Source organism: Pseudomonas sp. LA5 (genome assembly GCF_028640825.1).
Taxonomy (GTDB): Bacteria; Pseudomonadota; Gammaproteobacteria; order Pseudomonadales; family Pseudomonadaceae; genus Chryseomonas; species Chryseomonas aestiva.
Genome location: NZ_JAQYZY010000018.1, coordinates 156,545 through 172,796 on the forward strand (window position 1 = coordinate 156,545; position 16,252 = coordinate 172,796).

15 protein-coding genes are annotated in these 16,252 nt (G+C 66.3%); 6 read left to right on the top strand and 9 right to left on the bottom strand.

The genetic code is table 11. From position 1 onward, the window contains the following. Positions 1-421: 421 nt before the first annotated feature. The 4 genes from purE to PVZ72_RS01370 all read left to right on the top strand — a co-directional run bounded on the left by purE (position 422) and on the right by PVZ72_RS01370 (position 3,091). On the top strand, positions 422-916 hold the full coding sequence (purE, locus tag PVZ72_RS01355) for a 5-(carboxyamino)imidazole ribonucleotide mutase (protein WP_059316745.1): 495 nt from the start codon (positions 422-424) through the stop codon (positions 914-916). After that, a complete protein-coding gene (locus PVZ72_RS01360; RefSeq protein ID WP_208693383.1) occupies positions 913-1,995 on the top strand; it encodes a 5-(carboxyamino)imidazole ribonucleotide synthase in 1,083 nt (360 codons plus the stop codon). The genes purE and PVZ72_RS01360 overlap by 4 nt, the downstream gene beginning before the upstream one ends. Positions 1,996-2,123: 128 nt before the next feature. Continuing rightward, positions 2,124-2,372, top strand: a complete 249-nt coding sequence (locus PVZ72_RS01365) for a GlsB/YeaQ/YmgE family stress response membrane protein (protein WP_007160058.1) — start codon at positions 2,124-2,126, stop codon at positions 2,370-2,372. 170 nt (positions 2,373-2,542) lie between these two features. Next, positions 2,543-3,091 carry a DUF3299 domain-containing protein gene (locus PVZ72_RS01370; protein WP_187980712.1) on the top strand — a complete coding sequence of 183 codons (549 nt, stop codon included), beginning with the start codon at positions 2,543-2,545 and terminating at the stop codon, positions 3,089-3,091. A gap of 187 nt (positions 3,092-3,278) precedes the next feature. Here PVZ72_RS01370 and PVZ72_RS01375 read toward each other — a convergent pair whose 3' ends face one another. From PVZ72_RS01375 to PVZ72_RS01410, 8 genes are all read right to left on the bottom strand, one after another. Beyond that, entirely contained in the window at positions 3,279-4,391 is a 1,113-nt protein-coding gene (locus tag PVZ72_RS01375; RefSeq protein WP_187980711.1) for a hybrid sensor histidine kinase/response regulator, read from the bottom strand. Then, positions 4,384-6,141, bottom strand: coding sequence for an ATP-binding protein (locus PVZ72_RS01380; RefSeq protein ID WP_273861020.1), 1,758 nt, complete (start codon positions 6,139-6,141; stop codon positions 4,384-4,386). Before PVZ72_RS01380 ends, PVZ72_RS01375 begins: the two co-directional genes overlap by 8 nt. Beyond that, complete coding sequence (locus PVZ72_RS01385; RefSeq protein WP_273861021.1) at positions 6,134-7,114, bottom strand: SpoIIE family protein phosphatase; 981 nt, start codon at positions 7,112-7,114, stop codon at positions 6,134-6,136. The genes PVZ72_RS01380 and PVZ72_RS01385 overlap by 8 nt, the downstream gene beginning before the upstream one ends. Beyond that, positions 7,111-7,464, bottom strand: coding sequence for an ATP-binding protein (locus tag PVZ72_RS01390; protein WP_007160183.1), 354 nt, complete (start codon positions 7,462-7,464; stop codon positions 7,111-7,113). The genes PVZ72_RS01385 and PVZ72_RS01390 overlap by 4 nt, the downstream gene beginning before the upstream one ends. 4 nt (positions 7,465-7,468) lie before the next feature. Next, positions 7,469-7,894, bottom strand: coding sequence for an STAS domain-containing protein (locus PVZ72_RS01395; RefSeq protein ID WP_133860268.1), 426 nt, complete (start codon positions 7,892-7,894; stop codon positions 7,469-7,471). Between the two features lie 10 nt (positions 7,895-7,904). Next, on the bottom strand, positions 7,905-8,744 hold the full coding sequence (locus tag PVZ72_RS01400; protein WP_273861022.1) for an STAS domain-containing protein: 840 nt from the start codon (positions 8,742-8,744) through the stop codon (positions 7,905-7,907). Positions 8,745-8,855: 111 nt separating this feature from the next. Beyond that, positions 8,856-9,119 (bottom strand): PepSY domain-containing protein, encoded by a 264-nt coding sequence (locus PVZ72_RS01405; RefSeq protein WP_059313049.1) that lies wholly within the window; start codon positions 9,117-9,119, stop codon positions 8,856-8,858. A 75-nt stretch (positions 9,120-9,194) separates the two neighbouring features. Next, positions 9,195-10,160 carry a CHAD domain-containing protein gene (locus tag PVZ72_RS01410; RefSeq protein WP_273861023.1) on the bottom strand — a complete coding sequence of 322 codons (966 nt, stop codon included), beginning with the start codon at positions 10,158-10,160 and terminating at the stop codon, positions 9,195-9,197. A gap of 196 nt (positions 10,161-10,356) precedes the next feature. Between PVZ72_RS01410 and pap the strand changes: the two genes are divergently transcribed. Then, on the top strand, positions 10,357-11,841 hold the full coding sequence (gene pap, locus PVZ72_RS01415) for a polyphosphate:AMP phosphotransferase (protein WP_187980706.1): 1,485 nt from the start codon (positions 10,357-10,359) through the stop codon (positions 11,839-11,841). Positions 11,842-12,255: 414 nt separating this feature from the next. Here the strand turns inward: pap and PVZ72_RS01420 are convergent, their stop codons facing one another. After that, the gene (locus tag PVZ72_RS01420; protein WP_007160189.1) at positions 12,256-12,465 is read right to left on the bottom strand and encodes a cold-shock protein; all 210 of its coding nucleotides are present in this window, start codon (positions 12,463-12,465) and stop codon (positions 12,256-12,258) included. Between the two features lie 268 nt (positions 12,466-12,733). Here PVZ72_RS01420 and PVZ72_RS01425 point away from each other — a divergent pair, with 268 nt between their 5' ends. Beyond that, entirely contained in the window at positions 12,734-16,204 is a 3,471-nt protein-coding gene (locus PVZ72_RS01425) for an acyl-[ACP]--phospholipid O-acyltransferase (RefSeq protein ID WP_273861024.1), read from the top strand. The last annotated feature ends 48 nt before the right edge of the window (positions 16,205-16,252 follow it).

Below are 16,252 nucleotides of genomic sequence, written 5' to 3' on the forward strand. Positions count from 1 at the left end.
CGACCGCTCTGCCTTAATCGCGGCCATGCCGGTGCGCCGTAGCGACCGCTCCTACAGTCGTGTCTGAACCTGTAGGAGCGGCCCATGGCCGCGATAAACACAACGCTTCAGCATGACTTGTCGCCGCAGGGAACCGGAACACCCGAGCTCTCAAGCTACGCTAATCCGCCCCCTCTCCCGCTTGCGGGAGAGGGCTGGGGTGAGGGCGCTCTTCAAGGCGATCCCCCCCGAATCATCCAGCCCTCTGGTCCGTACCTTTCACCCCACACCACCCCCCATCCCAAGGGCGCCATGGCCTGTCCTGCACGCGACAGGCGATACCCGGTGCAGGGGCACGCTCCGCCCCGCTTTCGTCTATACTGTCCCGCTCATTTCCCAAGCCACGTCCACCGCGTGGCTTCTTCATTTCAGAGGCACGACGATGAGCGCACTCGTAGGCGTGATCATGGGCTCCAAGTCCGACTGGTCCACCCTGAGCCACACCGCCGACATGCTGGACAAGCTGGGCATTCCCCACGAAGTGAAGGTGGTCTCCGCCCACCGCACCCCCGACCTGCTGTTCCAGTACGCCGAAGAGGCTGCCGGGCGCGGTATCGAGGTGATCATCGCCGGCGCCGGTGGCGCCGCCCACCTGCCGGGCATGTGCGCCGCCAAGACCCACCTGCCGGTGCTCGGCGTGCCGGTGCAGTCGTCCATGCTCTCGGGCGTCGACTCCCTGCTGTCCATCGTGCAGATGCCCGCCGGTGTGCCGGTCGCCACCCTGGCCATCGGCAAGGCCGGCGCCATCAACGCCGCGCTGCTGTCCGCCAGCATCCTCGGCGGCAAGCATCCCGAGTACCACGAGCGGCTGAACGCCTTCCGCGACGAGCAGACCCGCACCGTGCTGGACAATCCCGATCCGAGGGAGCAGGCATGAAGATCGGCGTCATCGGTGGCGGCCAGCTGGGCCGCATGCTCGCCCTGGCTGGCACGCCGCTGGGCATGAACTTCGCCTTTCTCGACCCGGCGCCGGATGCCTGCGCCGCCGCCCTGGGCGAACACCTGCGCGCCGACTACGGCGACCCGGACCACCTGCGCCAGCTGGCCGACGAGGTCGATCTGGTGACCTTCGAATTCGAGAGCGTCCCGGCCGAGACCGTGGCCTTCCTCGCGCAGTTCGTGCCGGTCTATCCGTCCGCCGAAGCCCTGCGCATCGCTCGGGATCGCCTGTTCGAGAAGTCGATGTTCCGCGACCTGGGCATCCCCACGCCGGCGTTCGCCGACATCCTCTCCCAGGCCGACCTGGATGCCGCCGTGGCCCGTATCGGCCTGCCGGCGGTACTCAAGACCCGCACCCTGGGCTATGACGGCAAGGGCCAGAAGGTCCTGCGCCAGCCGGAAGACGTCACCGGCGCCTTCGCCGAACTGGGCAGCGTCCCCCTGCTGCTGGAAGGCTTCGTGCCCTTCACCGGCGAGGTCTCCCTGGTGACCGTGCGCGGGCGTGATGGCGAGGTGGCCTGCTATCCGCTGGTGCACAACACCCACGAGAGCGGCATCCTGCGCCTGTCGGTGGCCAGTTCCGACCACCCGCTGCAGGCCCTGGCCGAAGACTATGCCCGCCGCGTGCTGGAACAGCTCGATTACGTCGGCGTGCTGGCCTTCGAATTCTTCGAGGTCGAGGGTGGCCTCAAGGCCAACGAGATCGCCCCACGCGTGCACAACTCCGGGCACTGGACCATCGAAGGCGCCGAGTGCAGCCAGTTCGAGAACCACCTGCGCGCCGTGGCCGGCCTGCCGCTGGGCTCCACCGCCAAGGTCGGTGAAAGCGCCATGGTCAACTTCATCGGCTCGGTACCGCCGGTGGCCGCCGTCACCGCCCTGGAAGACTGCCACCTGCACCACTACGGCAAGGCCTTCAAGGCCGGGCGCAAGGTCGGTCACGCCACCCTGCGCAGCGCCGATGCGGCAACCCTGCAGACCCGCATCGCTGCCCTGGAAGCCCTGATCCAGGACTGATGCCCAACGGCTTCCGCACACGGAAGCCGTTTTTCCCTGAACCTCGAAGGATCACCGGTGGTCGGAGAGTACAACGACGCCTGCTGACCGGCGTTGTCTTACCAGCACTTAAACAGGGGATTCTTCACATGGGCATCATCGCAACCATCATCATCGGTCTCATCGTCGGCCTGGTTGCCCGCTTCCTGAAGCCGGGCGACGACAGCATGGGCTGGATCATGACCATCATCCTGGGCATCGTCGGCTCCGTGGTCGCCACCTACCTGGGCCAGGCACTGGGCATCTACCGCGCCGGTGAAGGCGCAGGCTTCATTGGTGCCGTGGTCGGCGCCATCATCGTGCTGTTCATCTACGGCATGGTGACCAAGCGTCGCTAAGATCGTGAACAGGTTCTAAGACGCCGCTTCGCAGCACCGCGTTTCTGCCCCTGGTGTCGCCCGTCGACCCAGGGGCTTTTTCATGGGCGAGGCCCCGCTTTGCGGCCCTGGGGCTGGACCCCTGACCTGGCGCGCCGCACACTCGGACTTTTGTGTCCGACCCGCCGACCATGCCCAGACTGCTCATCACCCTGCTGCTCGCCAGCCTGCCGTTGCTGACCCACGCCGCCAAGGGCGAACCGCCGGAAACCAACTGGCTCGACCTGCTCACCGCAGAGGATCGTCACGCCCTGGAAACCATGCCCGAGATCAGCCACAACAGCCCCGAGGCCCCTGGTGGTTTCGGCTCGCCCGGCGGACTCAAGCAGAAGGACAGTGGCTTGCCCGAGGTGATGCACTCCACCCGCACCGTGGCTGCCCTGAATGGCAGGAACGTGCGCCTGGGAGGGTTTCCGGTACCCCTTGAGACCGACGCCAAGGGCAATTTCCGCGAATTCTTCCTGGTGCCCTATCCGGGCGCCTGCATCCACGTCCCGCCGCCGCCGCCCAACCAGATCGTGCTGGTGCGCTACCCCAAGGGCGTGCCGCTTCCCGACATCTACGAGCCCTACTGGGTCATCGGCACCCTGCACACCGAGGCGGTCGACAACGCCCTGGCCGAGGCGTCCTACACCCTGGACGCCAGCAAGGTCCGCAAGGTCGAAGAAAGCGATCTCTAACGATCGTAGGTTGGGCTAAGACAGCTCCACCGTCGCAGCCCAACAGCCAGAGGTGGCACCGTAGCGTGGACAACGACGCAGCCTTGTCCACGTCTCCGAGGCCCTCGTCTTACCCCAGTGGAACACGCTGCGCGGTTTTCCACGCTACCGGCGCCAGGATTATCACAGCGCGTTACCCTGAAAGTCGCTAGGCCAGCCGCAGCGGTAGGTGCAGGGTGATGACCACCTCGCCCGCGCCGTTGGCGAAGCGCACCTCGCCGCCGAAGCTTTCGCTGAGCGCCTTGACGATGGGCAGGCCCAGGCCCCAGCCGCGCTTGTCGCTGCGGGTGGAGATGAAATAGGGCGTGGCGAGGTTGGCCAGGACTTCGTCGGGAAACTGCCCAAGGTTGCGCAGCTCCAGCATGACCTGGTCATCCGCCAGCCACTGGCGGACCCGGATCGGCGTCCCCGCCTCGCCGTGCTTGGCGGCGTTGAGCACCAGGTTGTCGAAGATGCGCAGAAAGGCGTATCTGTCCCATAGAACCTCCAGCTCCGGCGTCTCCACCTGCAGGTCGAGGGGGTTGCTGAATTGCAGCTGCAGATTGGCCGCGGCCTCGTTCAGCAGCGGACCCAGCACCAGCGGATCGCCGCTGAGGCGGACACCACCACCCAGGCTCATGTGACTGATGTCGAGCACGTCGGTGATCATCTGGTTCATGCGCTGCAGGTTGTCGTGCAGGGTCTGCAGCAGATCGTCGGTACGCCGCGCCGGACTGCGCTGCATCAGGTTGACCACCATGGTGGCGGCGGTGAGTGGCGAGCGCAGGTCGTGATTGAGCGATCTCATGAAGCGTTCGAGCATGACCTTTTCCGCCTGCAGGTTCTCGCTGCGGGCGATGGCTGAATTGCGCTGCTGCTCCATGTGCCCGACCCGGGAGCTGGCCTTGAGCAGGGCGCCAACGGTGGCCAGCACCTCTTCCGGATTGATCGGGTGGGTCAGGTAGGCCTGGGCCCCGGTGTTGAAGCCCTGGGCCTTGTCCTTGCCGGAGACGAAGGTGGCCGAGATGTTGATGATGGCCGGCAACCGGCCCCAGCCGCACTTGCGCTCGATGGCCTGGATCAGCTCGAAGCCGGTGGTGTCCGGCAGATTGACGTCGATGATCACCAGCTCGACGGATGCGTCGATCAGCGCCAGGCCGCCGGCGCCGCTGGCCGCTTCCAGGACCTCATAGTGGCGCTGGCTGACGAGGATCTTGCGCAGCACATAGCGATTGGCTTCGGTGTCGTCGATGATGACGATGCGGCGCAGGGCGCTAGTCATCGGACAGGCTCCGCGCCAGGGCGCAGACCTCGGCCAGCAGCCGCTCGGCGTGATCGGGGGCATGCTTGAACAGGATGGCGTGGCAATAGTCCTGCAGCCGCTGGCAACCCGCCTCGTCCAGCGGCTGGGCGGTATTGATCAGCACCCGCCGGTGCATGCTCCAGTCCATGCTGGCGAGCAGGTCCTCGCCGTTGATGTCGGGCAGGTCGAGGTCGAGGATGATGATGTCCGGGCGCACGGCATTGAGGCGATCCAGGCTGCTGCGAGCGCTGTCGGCCTCCAGCAGGACCGGATTGAGGCGTTCGAGGGTGCGGCGGACCAGATAGCGATCCCCTTCGTTGTCCTCGATCACCAGCACCGTGAGGCCGCTGAGATCGGGTTCCGGCGCGGCAGCCCGGTGGCTGGCGTAGTGACGTGGCAAACGCAGGGTGAAGCGACTGCCGCGCCCGATCGCGCTGTCGAGGGACAGCTCGCCACCAAGCAGCACGGCCAGACGCTGGGCGAGGGGCAGGCCCAGGCCGGTACCCTCGATGTGGGTCAGGTGCGGCGAGCGGATGCGCTCGAATTCCTCGAAGATCTTCTGCTGATCCGCGGCGGCGATGCCGATGCCGCTGTCTTCCACCAAGAATTCCAGGCTGGCGTCGTCCGGCTGGAATACCTGGATGCGCACCTGGCCCCGGGGGGTGTACTTGAAGGCGTTGGAGATCAGGTTGCGCAGCACCTGGAACAGCCGACTTTCGTCGGTATCCAGCAGCACTTCGGCAGGCGGCGGGGCGACGCTGAAACTGACCTGGGGATAGCGCGGCGCCAGGGCCGCGGCGAACTGTTCCAGGCGATCGATGAAGGGCGCCAGGGCAAAGGGCTGGGGCACGACGGTCAGTCGTCCGGACTGCACCTCGGCCAGGGCCAGCAGCTCGCTGACCAGGTTGGCCAGTTCCAGCGCCGCGTCGCTGATGAAGCGCACCTGGCGCTGCTGTTCGGCATTGAGCGCCCCGTCCACGCCGCTGGCGAGCAGCTTGGCGACATTCTCGATGATGTTGATCGGGGTGCGGAATTCATGGGTCATGTTGGAGAAGAAGCGCGTCTTCGCCTCGCTGGCCTCCTTGAGTTCCTGGGTGGCCTTTTCCAGTTCGGAATAGAGCGCCACCACCCCCTGGTTGGTGTTTTCCAGTTCCTTGTTGGTGACCTCCAGTTCCGACTGGCGCAGTTGCAGTTCGGTGTTGGTCAGCAGCAGCTCTTCGCTCTGCAGGCGGATCTGCTGATAGGGATCCGCTGGCGGACTGCCCTGCAATTCAGCCGTCAGCGCCTGCAGCAGCGCCGCCTCGGGAAAGGCGCGTGGCGCCTGGTACTTGCGGGCAGTGATGCGCGTGCCGGCAGGGGAGGTCTGGATGTCGAAGTCATCGAACAGCCGCTGGGCGCCGCGCAGGCCGATGCCCATGCCGGTGCTGGAACGATAGCTGCCCGCGCGGATGGCCTCCATCTCGGCGATGCCTGGGCCCTGGTCGACCGCCCGCACCTCCAGGCCGCGCAGGCGCTGGCCTTCGTCACGCAGCAGGGCGAAGTCGAACTGACCGCTGCCGGCGTACTGATGGATGTTGCGCGCCAGTTCGGAGACCGCGGTGGCCAGGCGGATCTGCTCCAGCACCGGCCAGTCCAGGGCCGCGGCCAGGCGCTTGGCGGCCTGGCGGCAGTGCACGATGTCCTGCTCGCTGCGCAGGGCGAGGGTCAGCAGGGGCAAGACGTCAGACATGCTTGAGTACCAAAACGGTGGCATCGTCGGCGGAGCGCCGGAAGTCACGGTGCAGGAGGGCGGCGATCAAGGCCGGATGCCGCGCCCCGAGCCCGGAGTGCTCGGCCAGTCCCACCTTGGACGTCAGTCCATCGGAGTTCAGCACCAGCAGGGTGCCGGGTGTCCAGGGGTAGGTATAGGTCTGGATCCGGCCGATCCGGTAGCCCAGGGTGCCGTTGTTGGACACCAGGCTGCGCGAGGTGTTGCCGAGCAGGCGTCCGGCGATGTTGCCGATGCCGCAAAAGCTCACCTGGCCCTGATCCGGGTCCAGCTCGGCCAGCGCCAGGGCGGCGCCGCGGGTGTCCATCAGCGCCTGGTGCAGATTCTCCATCAGCCGCTGCAGCGGCAGGTGCGCGCCATGGCGCAGGAACACCTCCCGCGCCCGGCGACTGGCCATGGCGGCCTGCTGGCCATGCCCCAGGCCGTCGCACACCAGCAGGCGCCGTCCGCTGACCGCCCAGGTGTCACCGCAGACCTGTTCCTCGGGGTGCGGCGTGCACAGGGCGCCATGCTGCAACCGGGTACCGGGCACTCCGGCCAGATGGAAGCGCGCCAGCACCACCGTACCCTGGCCCGGTCGCGAATGGATGTCGAAGACATCGGACTGCCGGCGGATCGCCCCCAGACCGGCACCCAGGGTGGCCGCCGTGCTGTAGTGATCGCTCAGGCAGCGGGCGACGTCATGCATGCCCGGGCCGCGATCCACCGCCAGGACATCCAGCACGCCTTCGCCGCTCAGGGTGGCTAGGAGCTCGCCATGCCCGGCATGGCGAACCAGGTTGTAGCCCAGCTCCTGGGCGACGATGGTCAGGCGCCCGAGCAGGGTTTCATCGGTGGTGACGCTGGCGGCCAGCCGGACCAGGGCGCGCCGGGCGGCATCGACGTGGACCGTGGTAGTCACCGGCAGCACCAGGCTGCACGGCTGGTCGCTCATCGCCACTTCCAGAGTTCGACGGTGGTGCCCTGGCCGGGCTGGCTGTCGATGTGGAAGTCGTCCACCAGCCGTCGCGAGCCGGACAGGCCGAGGCCCAGGCCCTTGCCCGAGGTGTAGCCGTCGACCATGGCGCGGTCGAGATCGGCGATGCCCGGACCCTGGTCACGGATCACCAGGCGGATCGCCGGCTTGCCGGCGCGCAGCGTCTCCTCGATCAGGCATTCGCCCCCCAGCCCGTAGACCAGGCCGTTGCGCGCGATTTCGCTGGCCGCGGTGACGATCTTGGTCTGGGAGATCAGGCCCAGGCGGATGGCTTCGGCGACCTTGCGCACCTGCTGACGGATCAGCACGATGTCAGTCTCCTGGCGGAGTGGAAGCGTCTGTGTCTTCGCCACCCTCTGACTCCTCCAGCGATTCGTCCGCGGCGACCATGGCTTCCAGTCGGCGCATGCCCTTTTCCATGTTCAGCGCCGTGGCGATGCCGTCCAGCGACAGCCCCAGCTCCACCAGGGTGATGGCGACTGCCGGCTGCATGCCGACCACGATCACCTTGGCATCGAGGATGCGCGAGACTTGGGCGATATGGGACAGCATCCGGCCAATGAAGGAGTCGACGATTTCCAGCGCCGAGATGTCGATGAGCACGCCCTTGGCCTTGTGCCGCACGATCTGCTCGGTGAGGTCTTCCTGCAGGTCCAGCGCCAGCTGGTCGTGCATGTCGACCTGGATGCTCAGCAGCAGGAAGGGGCCCAGCTTGAGGATCGGAATCCGCTCGATCATGGCGCGTTCCTCAGACCCTTACCGGGGCGGCCAGGCGCACGCCCTGCTGGCGCAGGGCCAGGCGGAAGGCATCGGCCAGGGACGCCTTGGTGATCACATCGCCCAGGTCCACGCCCAGGTGGACGATGGTGGCGGCGATCTGCGGACGGATGCCGCTGATGATGCACTGGGCACCCATCAGGCGGGCGGCGGTCACCGTCTTGAGCAGGTGCTGGGCGACCATGGTATCCACCGTGGGCACGCCGGTGATATCGATGATGGCGATGTCCGATTCGGTCTGGACGATCTTTTCCAGCAGCGACTCCATCACCACCTGAGTGCGGTTGCTGTCCAGCGCCCCGATCAGCGGGATGGCGAGGATGCCATCCCACAGTTCCACCACCGGGGTGGACAGTTCCAGCATGCTTTCCTGCTGCTCGCGGATCACCGTCTCGCGGCCGCTCATGTAGCTTTCCATGCTGTACAGACCGAGATCGTCGATCAGCCGGGTGGCGGCCCAGATCTCGGCGAGCGGGTCGTCGCACTCGTTCTGGATCAGCTTGAACAGCGGTTCCTTGAGCGAGAAGACGAAGGTCGCCGTCTGCGCGGGCGTCAGGCCCGCACGGCTCTGGTCGAAGGAGAAGCGCTCCAGCAGCGCCCGTACCGGCTGCCAGTGCGGCTCGCGCAGATTGCCCAGGCCCTGGGCGGCGGCCACGGTGATCCGCCGCAGCAACTCGGCGGAATTGGCCAGGATGGTGGTTTCGTCGAGCAGGTCGATGCGCATGCCGGCCGCGCGCTGGGCGCCGATCCAGGCATCGAGCAGCGGCCGCTCATGGGTGCGCAGCAGCTCGACCAAAGCGGTACTGTACATGAAGGTTCCTAGGTGACGAGAAGACGGCTCAGGACGGGCCGACCGGGCGGAAAGCGTGGGAAGAGGCAGGTGCAGAGAGGGATCCGACCGCGCGATCGGATCCCCGGGGGATCACATGTCCATCTTTTCCTTGGTGATCTTGCCGGTCTTGGCGTCGGCATGGAAGTCGTACTTCATACCATCTTTCTTCATGCCTTCGCCTTCCCACTGACCGTCATCGGCTTCGATCTTGCTGATCGAGGTGTAGCCCTGCTCCATGAGCTTGGACTTGACGTCGTTCATGGGCATCCAGTCGGCACCGGGCTGGTCGGCCAGGGCCGCGGTGCTGGCCAGGACGGAACAGGCAAACAGGGAAGCGAGCAGCTTGGATTTCATCGCGAGACCTCGTCGTGGTGGTATGCCCAGGGTTGGACCACCACCAGACGCTACAGATCCCCTCTGGCCCAGGCGTTAGACTGACGATTCTTCGACCAGGTGCGGCAACAGCCCGACCGGTGCCGACTTGGGCCTACCCTTGACCTTGCGCGGCACATAGGGGCGACTGGCCAGGCGCCAGAGATCGCGCCAGCGCTCGGCAAGGGCCGTGGGCTTGTCCAGATAGAGGCGCAGGCCCAGGGAAAAGGCCTTCTCCTGCAACCGCTCGCGCTGCTGGGCCAGGCTTTCGCCGATGGCCAGGCGGGTGTTGCTGGCGCCGAACAGGGTCGGCTCGTCCACCAACAGCTGCTGCATCACCGCTAGGTCGTGATCGTCGCCCAGGTATTCCGAAAGACGCTTGAGGCTCTTCTGCCGCGTCTTGAACTCCGCCGGCCAGGCCGCGGCAAGCAACTGGGTGTGATACCAGTGATCCTTCACCCGCTTGCGCCAGTCGTGCAGGGTATCGTCGGTGGGCTTGTCGCGCGCGGTCTTGAGCGCCTGGCGCCCGGCCTTGTAGTTGTCTTCCAGGCCGCGGGCGAAGAGGGCGAAGCCCTTGCCGGCGAGTTTCCAGCCGGCCACCTCCTCACGCAGGGCGGTCAGCGCCTCGAGCAACGCGGGATGGCCGCTGGCCGCGGCGATCTGCTGGTCGGCGCGCTCCTGCAGGCGCTGGCGCACGCGCTTCATGGCCGGCGAGGCGAATCTCTTGCGATCGGACTCGCCCAGCTTGTCCCAGCTTTCCACCAGGGCGGCGCTGTCACGCAGCGAGGACAGCTCGCGCCCGAGATCGCGCAGGTGCCGATTACGACTGGCGAAGGCGCGCTTGCCCAGGGCGCCGTGCAGCAGCCGCAGGAGGGCGCGCAATTCCTTGAGGCGCTTGCGCGTCTCGTGCACGCCCTTGGGGGTACCGCTGGACAGGGACGCCTCAGCCTGTCCCAGACGATCCGTCACCACGCGGCGGACTTCCTCGTCAGCCGGTTGCCGCGCATCGAAACGAAAGGCCATCGAACTCTCCTTATGGGTGGACTGCAGACCCGCTCTGCGCGGGAGCCTAACGGTGGGAAGACCGCTACAACAGCGGGAGATGCCAAATTTCATTTAATCGTCATATTTCGGTCATGGATGTCGGCTCGGGCACCGCCTGCCGCCGGGTCGGTCAGAAGGGCTATAGTTGCCCGACCACCCGCGCAAGGAGATCCGGATGTTCGAAGCCGCCGAAAACGAACACCTGCTCGACGAGGCCACCTACGACGCCAAGCTGCCCAAGCTGCGCGAGGCGCTGCTGGCCGCCCAGTACGAACTCAAGACCCAAGGCCGCTTCCCGGTGATCGTGCTGATCAATGGCATCGAGGGGGCGGGCAAGGGCGAGACCGTCAAGCTGCTCAACGAGTGGATGGATCCGCGCCTGATCCGTGTCGAGACCTTTCTGCAGCCCAGCCACGAGGAACGCCAGCATCCGCCGGCGTGGCGCTACTGGCAGCGCCTGCCGGGCAAGGGGCGGATCGGCGTGTTCTTTGGCAACTGGTACAGCCAGATGCTGCACGGCCGGGTCAACAAGGAACTCAGTCGTGTCGAGCTAGATGCCGCCATCGGCCAGGCGGAACGTTTCGAGCGCATGCTCGCCGACGAAGGCGCGCTGATCCTCAAGTTCTGGTTCCACCTCTCCAAGCCCCAGCTCAAGCAGCGCCTGAAGCACCTCAAGAACGATCCCCGCCTGGGCTGGAAGCTCAGTCCGCTGGACTGGCGCCAGGCCAAGGTTTACGACCGCTTCGTCAAGGAGGGCGAGCGCGTGGTGCGGCGAACCCATCAGGACTATGCCCCCTGGCACGTGGTGCCCGGTTTCGACGAGCGCTTTCGCAGCCTGACCGTCGGCACCGTGCTGCTCAAGGCGCTGCAGCGCGCCTTGGCCAACAAGCCGCGCAAGCAGCGCAAAGCCGCCGCGGTGCTGCCGCCGCCGGTCGATGGCCGCGGCGTGCTGGAGGCCATGGACCTGAGTCAGCGCCTGGACAAGGCCGATTACGACGACCAGCTGCTCGCCGAGCAGGCCCGGCTGGCGCGGCGGCTGCGCGACAAGAAGTATCGCCGCCATGCCCTGGTGGCGGCCTTCGAGGGCAATGATGCCGCTGGCAAGGGCAGCGCCATCCGCCGCGTCACGGGTGCCCTGGATCCCCGACAGTACCGCATCGTCCCGGTCGCCGCGCCCAGCGACGAAGAACTGGCCCAGCCCTATCTCTGGCGCTTCTGGCGGCATATCCCGCGGCAGGGCAATTTCACCATCTTCGATCGTTCCTGGTACGGCCGGGTACTGGTGGAGCGGGTCGAGGGGCTGACCTCCGCCGCCGACTGGCAGCGTGCCTATGGCGAGATCAACGACTTCGAGGAACAGCTCCACGACGCCGGCCTCGTGCTGGCCAAGTTCTGGCTGGCCATCGACCAGGACACCCAGCTGGAGCGCTTCCGCGCCCGCGAGGAAACGCCCTTCAAGCGATTCAAGATCACCGAGGACGACTGGCGCAACCGGGACAAGTGGGACCTCTACAGCCAGGCGGTCAACGACATGGTGGTGCAGACCAGCACCGCCATCGCGCCCTGGACGCTGGTGGAGGCCAACGACAAGAGATTCGCGCGGGTGAAGGTATTGCGGACGCTCAACGAGGCGCTAGAAAGGGCGTATGACAAGTGCTGAGCCAATGCCTGGGCTGATTGGCTGATTATCGAGGTTTGCGGCCACCCCTTGTTTCGCCCCCTCGGGCGAGTCACTTTTGCCAGTCGCGGCTGCGCGCCCCGGACAAAAGTAACCAAAAACGCTTGCCCCGCCATCCGGCCCCGGCTGCGCCGGGGTCCGTTCTCTCCATCGTCGCTCCAGGGGCCCGCCGCGAAGGGCCTTCCCTGGCCCTCGCGACTCTCGCGGCATCCATGCCGCTCGACCCCTTACGCAACGATTGCGTTCGCCCTGCTGGAAGGGGCGTTGGGCGCGCCTGCATCTTGGGGTGCCCAAGAGAAGAGGCGGCGTGAAGCGCGGTAAAGCCGGCTGAAACATTAAATCCCAGAAACGAAAAAGCCCCACCGAAGTGGGGCCTTTCTGCAACCGGATCAGTCGTTAGACGACTTGAACCTGGTCAGCTTGCATACCCTTCTGGCCTTTGACAGCCACGAAAGTGACCTTCTGGCCTTCGCTCAGGCTCTTGAAGCCGGCGCTTTCGATGGAGCGGTAGTGCACGAACAGGTCGGCGCCGCTTTCCGGGGTGATGAAGCCGTAGCCTTTTTCATCGTTGAACCACTTGACGGTGCCATTTTCACGATTGGACATGAGTATCTCCAGGGTGTAGGGGGAACAACCACGTTAGCGAGACATTCGCTAGCGGGACTGTAATGCGAGAGTGAGACGAGCCAGGAGATGAAAATGAAGCAACATCAAGCAGGTATCGAGTAACTATTGCAGTAGCAGTGCCCACACCATACTCGCTTTCACGAGCTTGTATAGCCCTGATTCGCATATTTGTTGACCAATGGCGCTGCTTGCGCTGCCAGAGCGTCTCACTCAGGCTACGGATTCCCCTGCTCGAAAGAGACTCCGCATGGACAAGCTGCACCGGATCAAGGGGGCCTGGCCCTACCTGATCGCCGTCTTTCTCAACGCCTTCGTCGATCTTGGCCACAAGATCGTCATCCAGAACACCGTGTTCAAGGTCTATGACGGTTCCACTCAGGTGGTGCTGACCGCCCTGGTCAACGGCATGATGCTGTTGCCCTTCATCCTGCTGTTCAGTCCTTCCGGCCATGTGGCCGATCGCTTCGCCAAGGTCCGGGTGCTGCGCCTTGGCGGCTGGGCGGCGGTGGCCATCACCCTGGGCATCACCCTGGCCTACTATGCCGGGCTGTTCGAACTGGCCTTCGCCATGACGCTCCTGCTGGCCATCCAGGCGACCTTCTATTCGCCGGCCAAGTACGGCTACATCAAGGCGCTGTTCGGCAAGCAGCGGCTGGCCGAGGGCAATGGCCTGGTGCAGGCCAATTCCATCATCGCCATTCTCGCCGGCACCGTGGTCTTCACCGCCTTCTTCCAGCTGCACCTGGGCGAGGGCCAGGCCACGCCCCATGCGATCCTGCAGGACATCGCCCCGCTGGGCTGGCTGCTGGTGCTCTGCAGCCTGGCCGAGGTGGCGCTGCTCTATCGCCTGCCGCTGCTGGAAGAGCCCAGGCCGCGCGAGCCCTTCGACTGGCATGCCTATCTGCGGCTGCAGACCGCCCGACGCAACCTGGCGGTGATCGGCGAGAATCCGGTGATCCGCCTGTCGATCATCGGCCTGGCGGTGTTCTGGTCGGTGGGCCAGGTGCTGCTGGCGAGCTTTCCGGCCTATGCCAAGGATCATCTGGGCATCGACAACGTGCTGCTGTTGCAGGGCATCCTGGCCTGCGCCGGCATCGGCATCGCGATCGGCTCGGCGCTGGCCAGTCGGGCCTCCCGCGGGCGCATCGAGACCGGGCTGATCCCGGTGGGCGCCCTGGGCATCGCCCTCGGCCTGTGGTGGCTGCCGGCGCCCAGTTCGGCCTGGGTGCATGCGCTCAACTTCATCTTCATCGGCCTGATGGGCGGGCTGTTCATCGTCCCGCTCAACGCCCTGATCCAGTTCCATGCCCGCGAGGATCAGCTCGGTACGGTGCTGGCGGCCAACAACTGGGTGCAGAACGTCGCCATGCTGAGCTTTCTGGTGCTCACCGCGGTGATCGCCCTGCTCGGTCTGGACAGTCGCTGGCTGTTGCTGCTGATCGCCGCCGTGGCGCTGATCGGCGGCGCCTACACGGTGTGGAAGCTGCCCCAGAGCCTGGTGCGTTTCCTGCTCGGCCTGATGGTCACCCGGCACTACCGCATCCAGGTGCAGGGCCTGCAGAACCTGCCGGCCCAGGGCGGGGTGCTGCTGCTGGGCAATCACATCAGCTGGGTGGACTGGGCCATGGTGCAGATCGCCAGTCCGCGCCCGGTACGCTTCGTGATGCTGCGCGCCATCTACGAGCGCTGGTACCTGAAGCCCTTCCTCAAGGCCATGGGCTGCCTGCCCATCGCCCAGGGTACCGGCGCCGGCGCGGCGCTGGAGCAGGTGGCCGGGCTGCTGAGCGCCGGCGAGGTGGTCTGCCTGTTTCCGGAAGGGGCGATCAGCCGCACCGGTCAGCTCGGCGAATTCCGCCGCGGCTATGAAAAGGCCTGCGAGCGGGTCGGTCCCGAGGTGCAGATCGTGCCCTTCTACCTGCGCGGCCTCTGGGGCAGCCAGTTCTCGCGCTCTTCCAGCAAGCTCAAGGAGCTGCGAGACAGCCCGCTGCACCGCGAGGTGGTGGTGGCCTTCGGCAAGGCGTTGCCCAAGGACACTCCGGCCGATGTGCTCAAGCGGCGGATCTTCGAGTTGTCGATCCGCTCCTGGGAGCGCTACATGCAGGGCCTGCCGTCGCTGGCCGATGCCTGGGTCGCCAGCGTCAAGCGCCGGCCCAATGGCCTGGCGCTGATCGACGACCTGGGCGCTCCGCTCAAGGCCGCCCAGGCGCTTACCGGCGCCGCCTGCCTGGCGCGGCGGATGCGCAAGCGGCCCGAGGCCAATCTCGGCCTGCTGCTGCCTACCAGCAGCGGCGGCATGCTGGCCAACATGGCGGTGCTGCTGGCCGGCAAGACCCTGGTCAATCTCAACTACACGGCCACGCCTGAGGCGCTGGCATCCGGCCTGGACCAGGCCGGTATCCGTACCGTCTACACCTCGACGCGCTTCCTCGACCGCCTGCGCAAGCGCGGCCTGCCGGTGGACGAGTTGCTGGCCGGACGCGAGGTGGTGGATCTGGAGGAGTTGCGCGCCGGCATCGGCAAGGCCGAGCTACTGGCCAACTGGCTGGCGGTCTGGCTGTTGCCCACCGCCATGCTGCAGGTGCTGGTGAGTCGCGCCCACGATCCCGAGGCCACCGCCGCGATCCTCTTCTCCAGTGGCAGCGAGGGCACGCCCAAGGGGGTGATGCTCAGCCACAGCAACCTCATGGCCAATCTCAAGCAGACCTCGGACGTGCTCAACACCCAGGACGACGACGTCTTCATGGCCTCGCTGCCGCTGTTCCACGCCTTCGGCCTCACCGTGACCCAGTTCCTGCCGCTGATCGAGGGGGTGCCGGTGGTCTGCCAGGCCGATCCCACCGACGTGGCTGGCATCGCCAAGGCGGTGGCGACCCACCGCGCCACGGTGCTCTGCGGCACCTCGACCTTCCTGCGGCTGTTCGTGCGCAACACCAAGGTGCATCCGCTGATGCTGGAGAGTCTGCGCATCGTGGTGGCCGGTGCCGAGCGCCTGGATCCGGCGGTGCGCGAAGCCTTCAAGCTCAAGTTCAACCAGGACATCTACGAGGGCTACGGCGCCACCGAGACCGCGCCGGTGGCCTCGGTCAACCTGCCCGATGCCCTGGACATGAGCTACCTGCAGGTGCAGCGCGGCGGCAAGCTCGGCACCGTGGGCATGCCGCTGCCGGGGACCGGCTTCAAGATCGTCGACCCCCAGACCCTTGCCGAATTGCCCACCGGCGAGGCCGGCATGGTGCTGATCGGCGGGCCGCAACTGATGCAGGGCTACCTGAACGATCCCGAGCGCACCGCCAAGGCGATCCGCGAGATCGACGGCGAGCGCTGGTACGTGACCGGCGACCAGGGTCGGCTGGACGAGGACGGCTTTCTCACCATCGTCGACCGCTATTCGCGCTTCGCCAAGATCGGCGGCGAGATGGTCAGCCTGGGCGCCGTGGAGCAGGCCCTGGCCAAGGCGGTGGCCGATCCGGAGATCGAGCTGCAGGCGGTCAATCTGCCGGATGCCAGGAAGGGCGAGCGCATCGTGGTGCTGCATACCGGCACCCTGGACGGCGCCGCGGTGGAAAAGACCCTGCTGGCCCAGGGGGTGAGCGGACTGCTGCTGCCTTCGGCCTGGCTGGCGGTGGACAGCCTGCCGAAACTCGGGACCGGCAAGGCCGACGTGGCCGGCGCGAAACGGCTGGCGCAGACGCGCTTGAGCGAGGCGGGGGAGGCCTAGGCGATAAAACATTCATCCGGCGCCAGCGAACCCTAAAGCCTGGCGCCG

Excerpts from the sequence above, each read along its gene's own strand:
- PVZ72_RS01375 (WP_187980711.1), bottom strand. The coding sequence starts at position 4,391 with ATGACTAGCGCCCTGCGCCGCATCGTCATCATCGACGACACCGAAGCC.
- PVZ72_RS01365 (WP_007160058.1), top strand. The coding sequence starts at position 2,124 with ATGGGCATCATCGCAACCATCATCATCGGTCTCATCGTCGGCCTGGTT.
- PVZ72_RS01425 (WP_273861024.1), top strand. The coding sequence starts at position 12,734 with ATGGACAAGCTGCACCGGATCAAGGGGGCCTGGCCCTACCTGATCGCC.
- PVZ72_RS01385 (WP_273861021.1), bottom strand. The coding sequence starts at position 7,114 with ATGAGCGACCAGCCGTGCAGCCTGGTGCTGCCGGTGACTACCACGGTC.
- PVZ72_RS01370 (WP_187980712.1), top strand. The coding sequence starts at position 2,543 with ATGCCCAGACTGCTCATCACCCTGCTGCTCGCCAGCCTGCCGTTGCTG.
- PVZ72_RS01420 (WP_007160189.1), bottom strand. The coding sequence starts at position 12,465 with ATGTCCAATCGTGAAAATGGCACCGTCAAGTGGTTCAACGATGAAAAA.
- PVZ72_RS01400 (WP_273861022.1), bottom strand. The coding sequence starts at position 8,744 with ATGTACAGTACCGCTTTGGTCGAGCTGCTGCGCACCCATGAGCGGCCG.
- purE (WP_059316745.1), top strand. The coding sequence starts at position 422 with ATGAGCGCACTCGTAGGCGTGATCATGGGCTCCAAGTCCGACTGGTCC.
- pap (WP_187980706.1), top strand. The coding sequence starts at position 10,357 with ATGTTCGAAGCCGCCGAAAACGAACACCTGCTCGACGAGGCCACCTAC.
- PVZ72_RS01360 (WP_208693383.1), top strand. The coding sequence starts at position 913 with ATGAAGATCGGCGTCATCGGTGGCGGCCAGCTGGGCCGCATGCTCGCC.
- PVZ72_RS01380 (WP_273861020.1), bottom strand. The coding sequence starts at position 6,141 with ATGTCTGACGTCTTGCCCCTGCTGACCCTCGCCCTGCGCAGCGAGCAG.
- PVZ72_RS01410 (WP_273861023.1), bottom strand. The coding sequence starts at position 10,160 with ATGGCCTTTCGTTTCGATGCGCGGCAACCGGCTGACGAGGAAGTCCGC.
- PVZ72_RS01395 (WP_133860268.1), bottom strand. The coding sequence starts at position 7,894 with ATGATCGAGCGGATTCCGATCCTCAAGCTGGGCCCCTTCCTGCTGCTG.
- PVZ72_RS01405 (WP_059313049.1), bottom strand. The coding sequence starts at position 9,119 with ATGAAATCCAAGCTGCTCGCTTCCCTGTTTGCCTGTTCCGTCCTGGCC.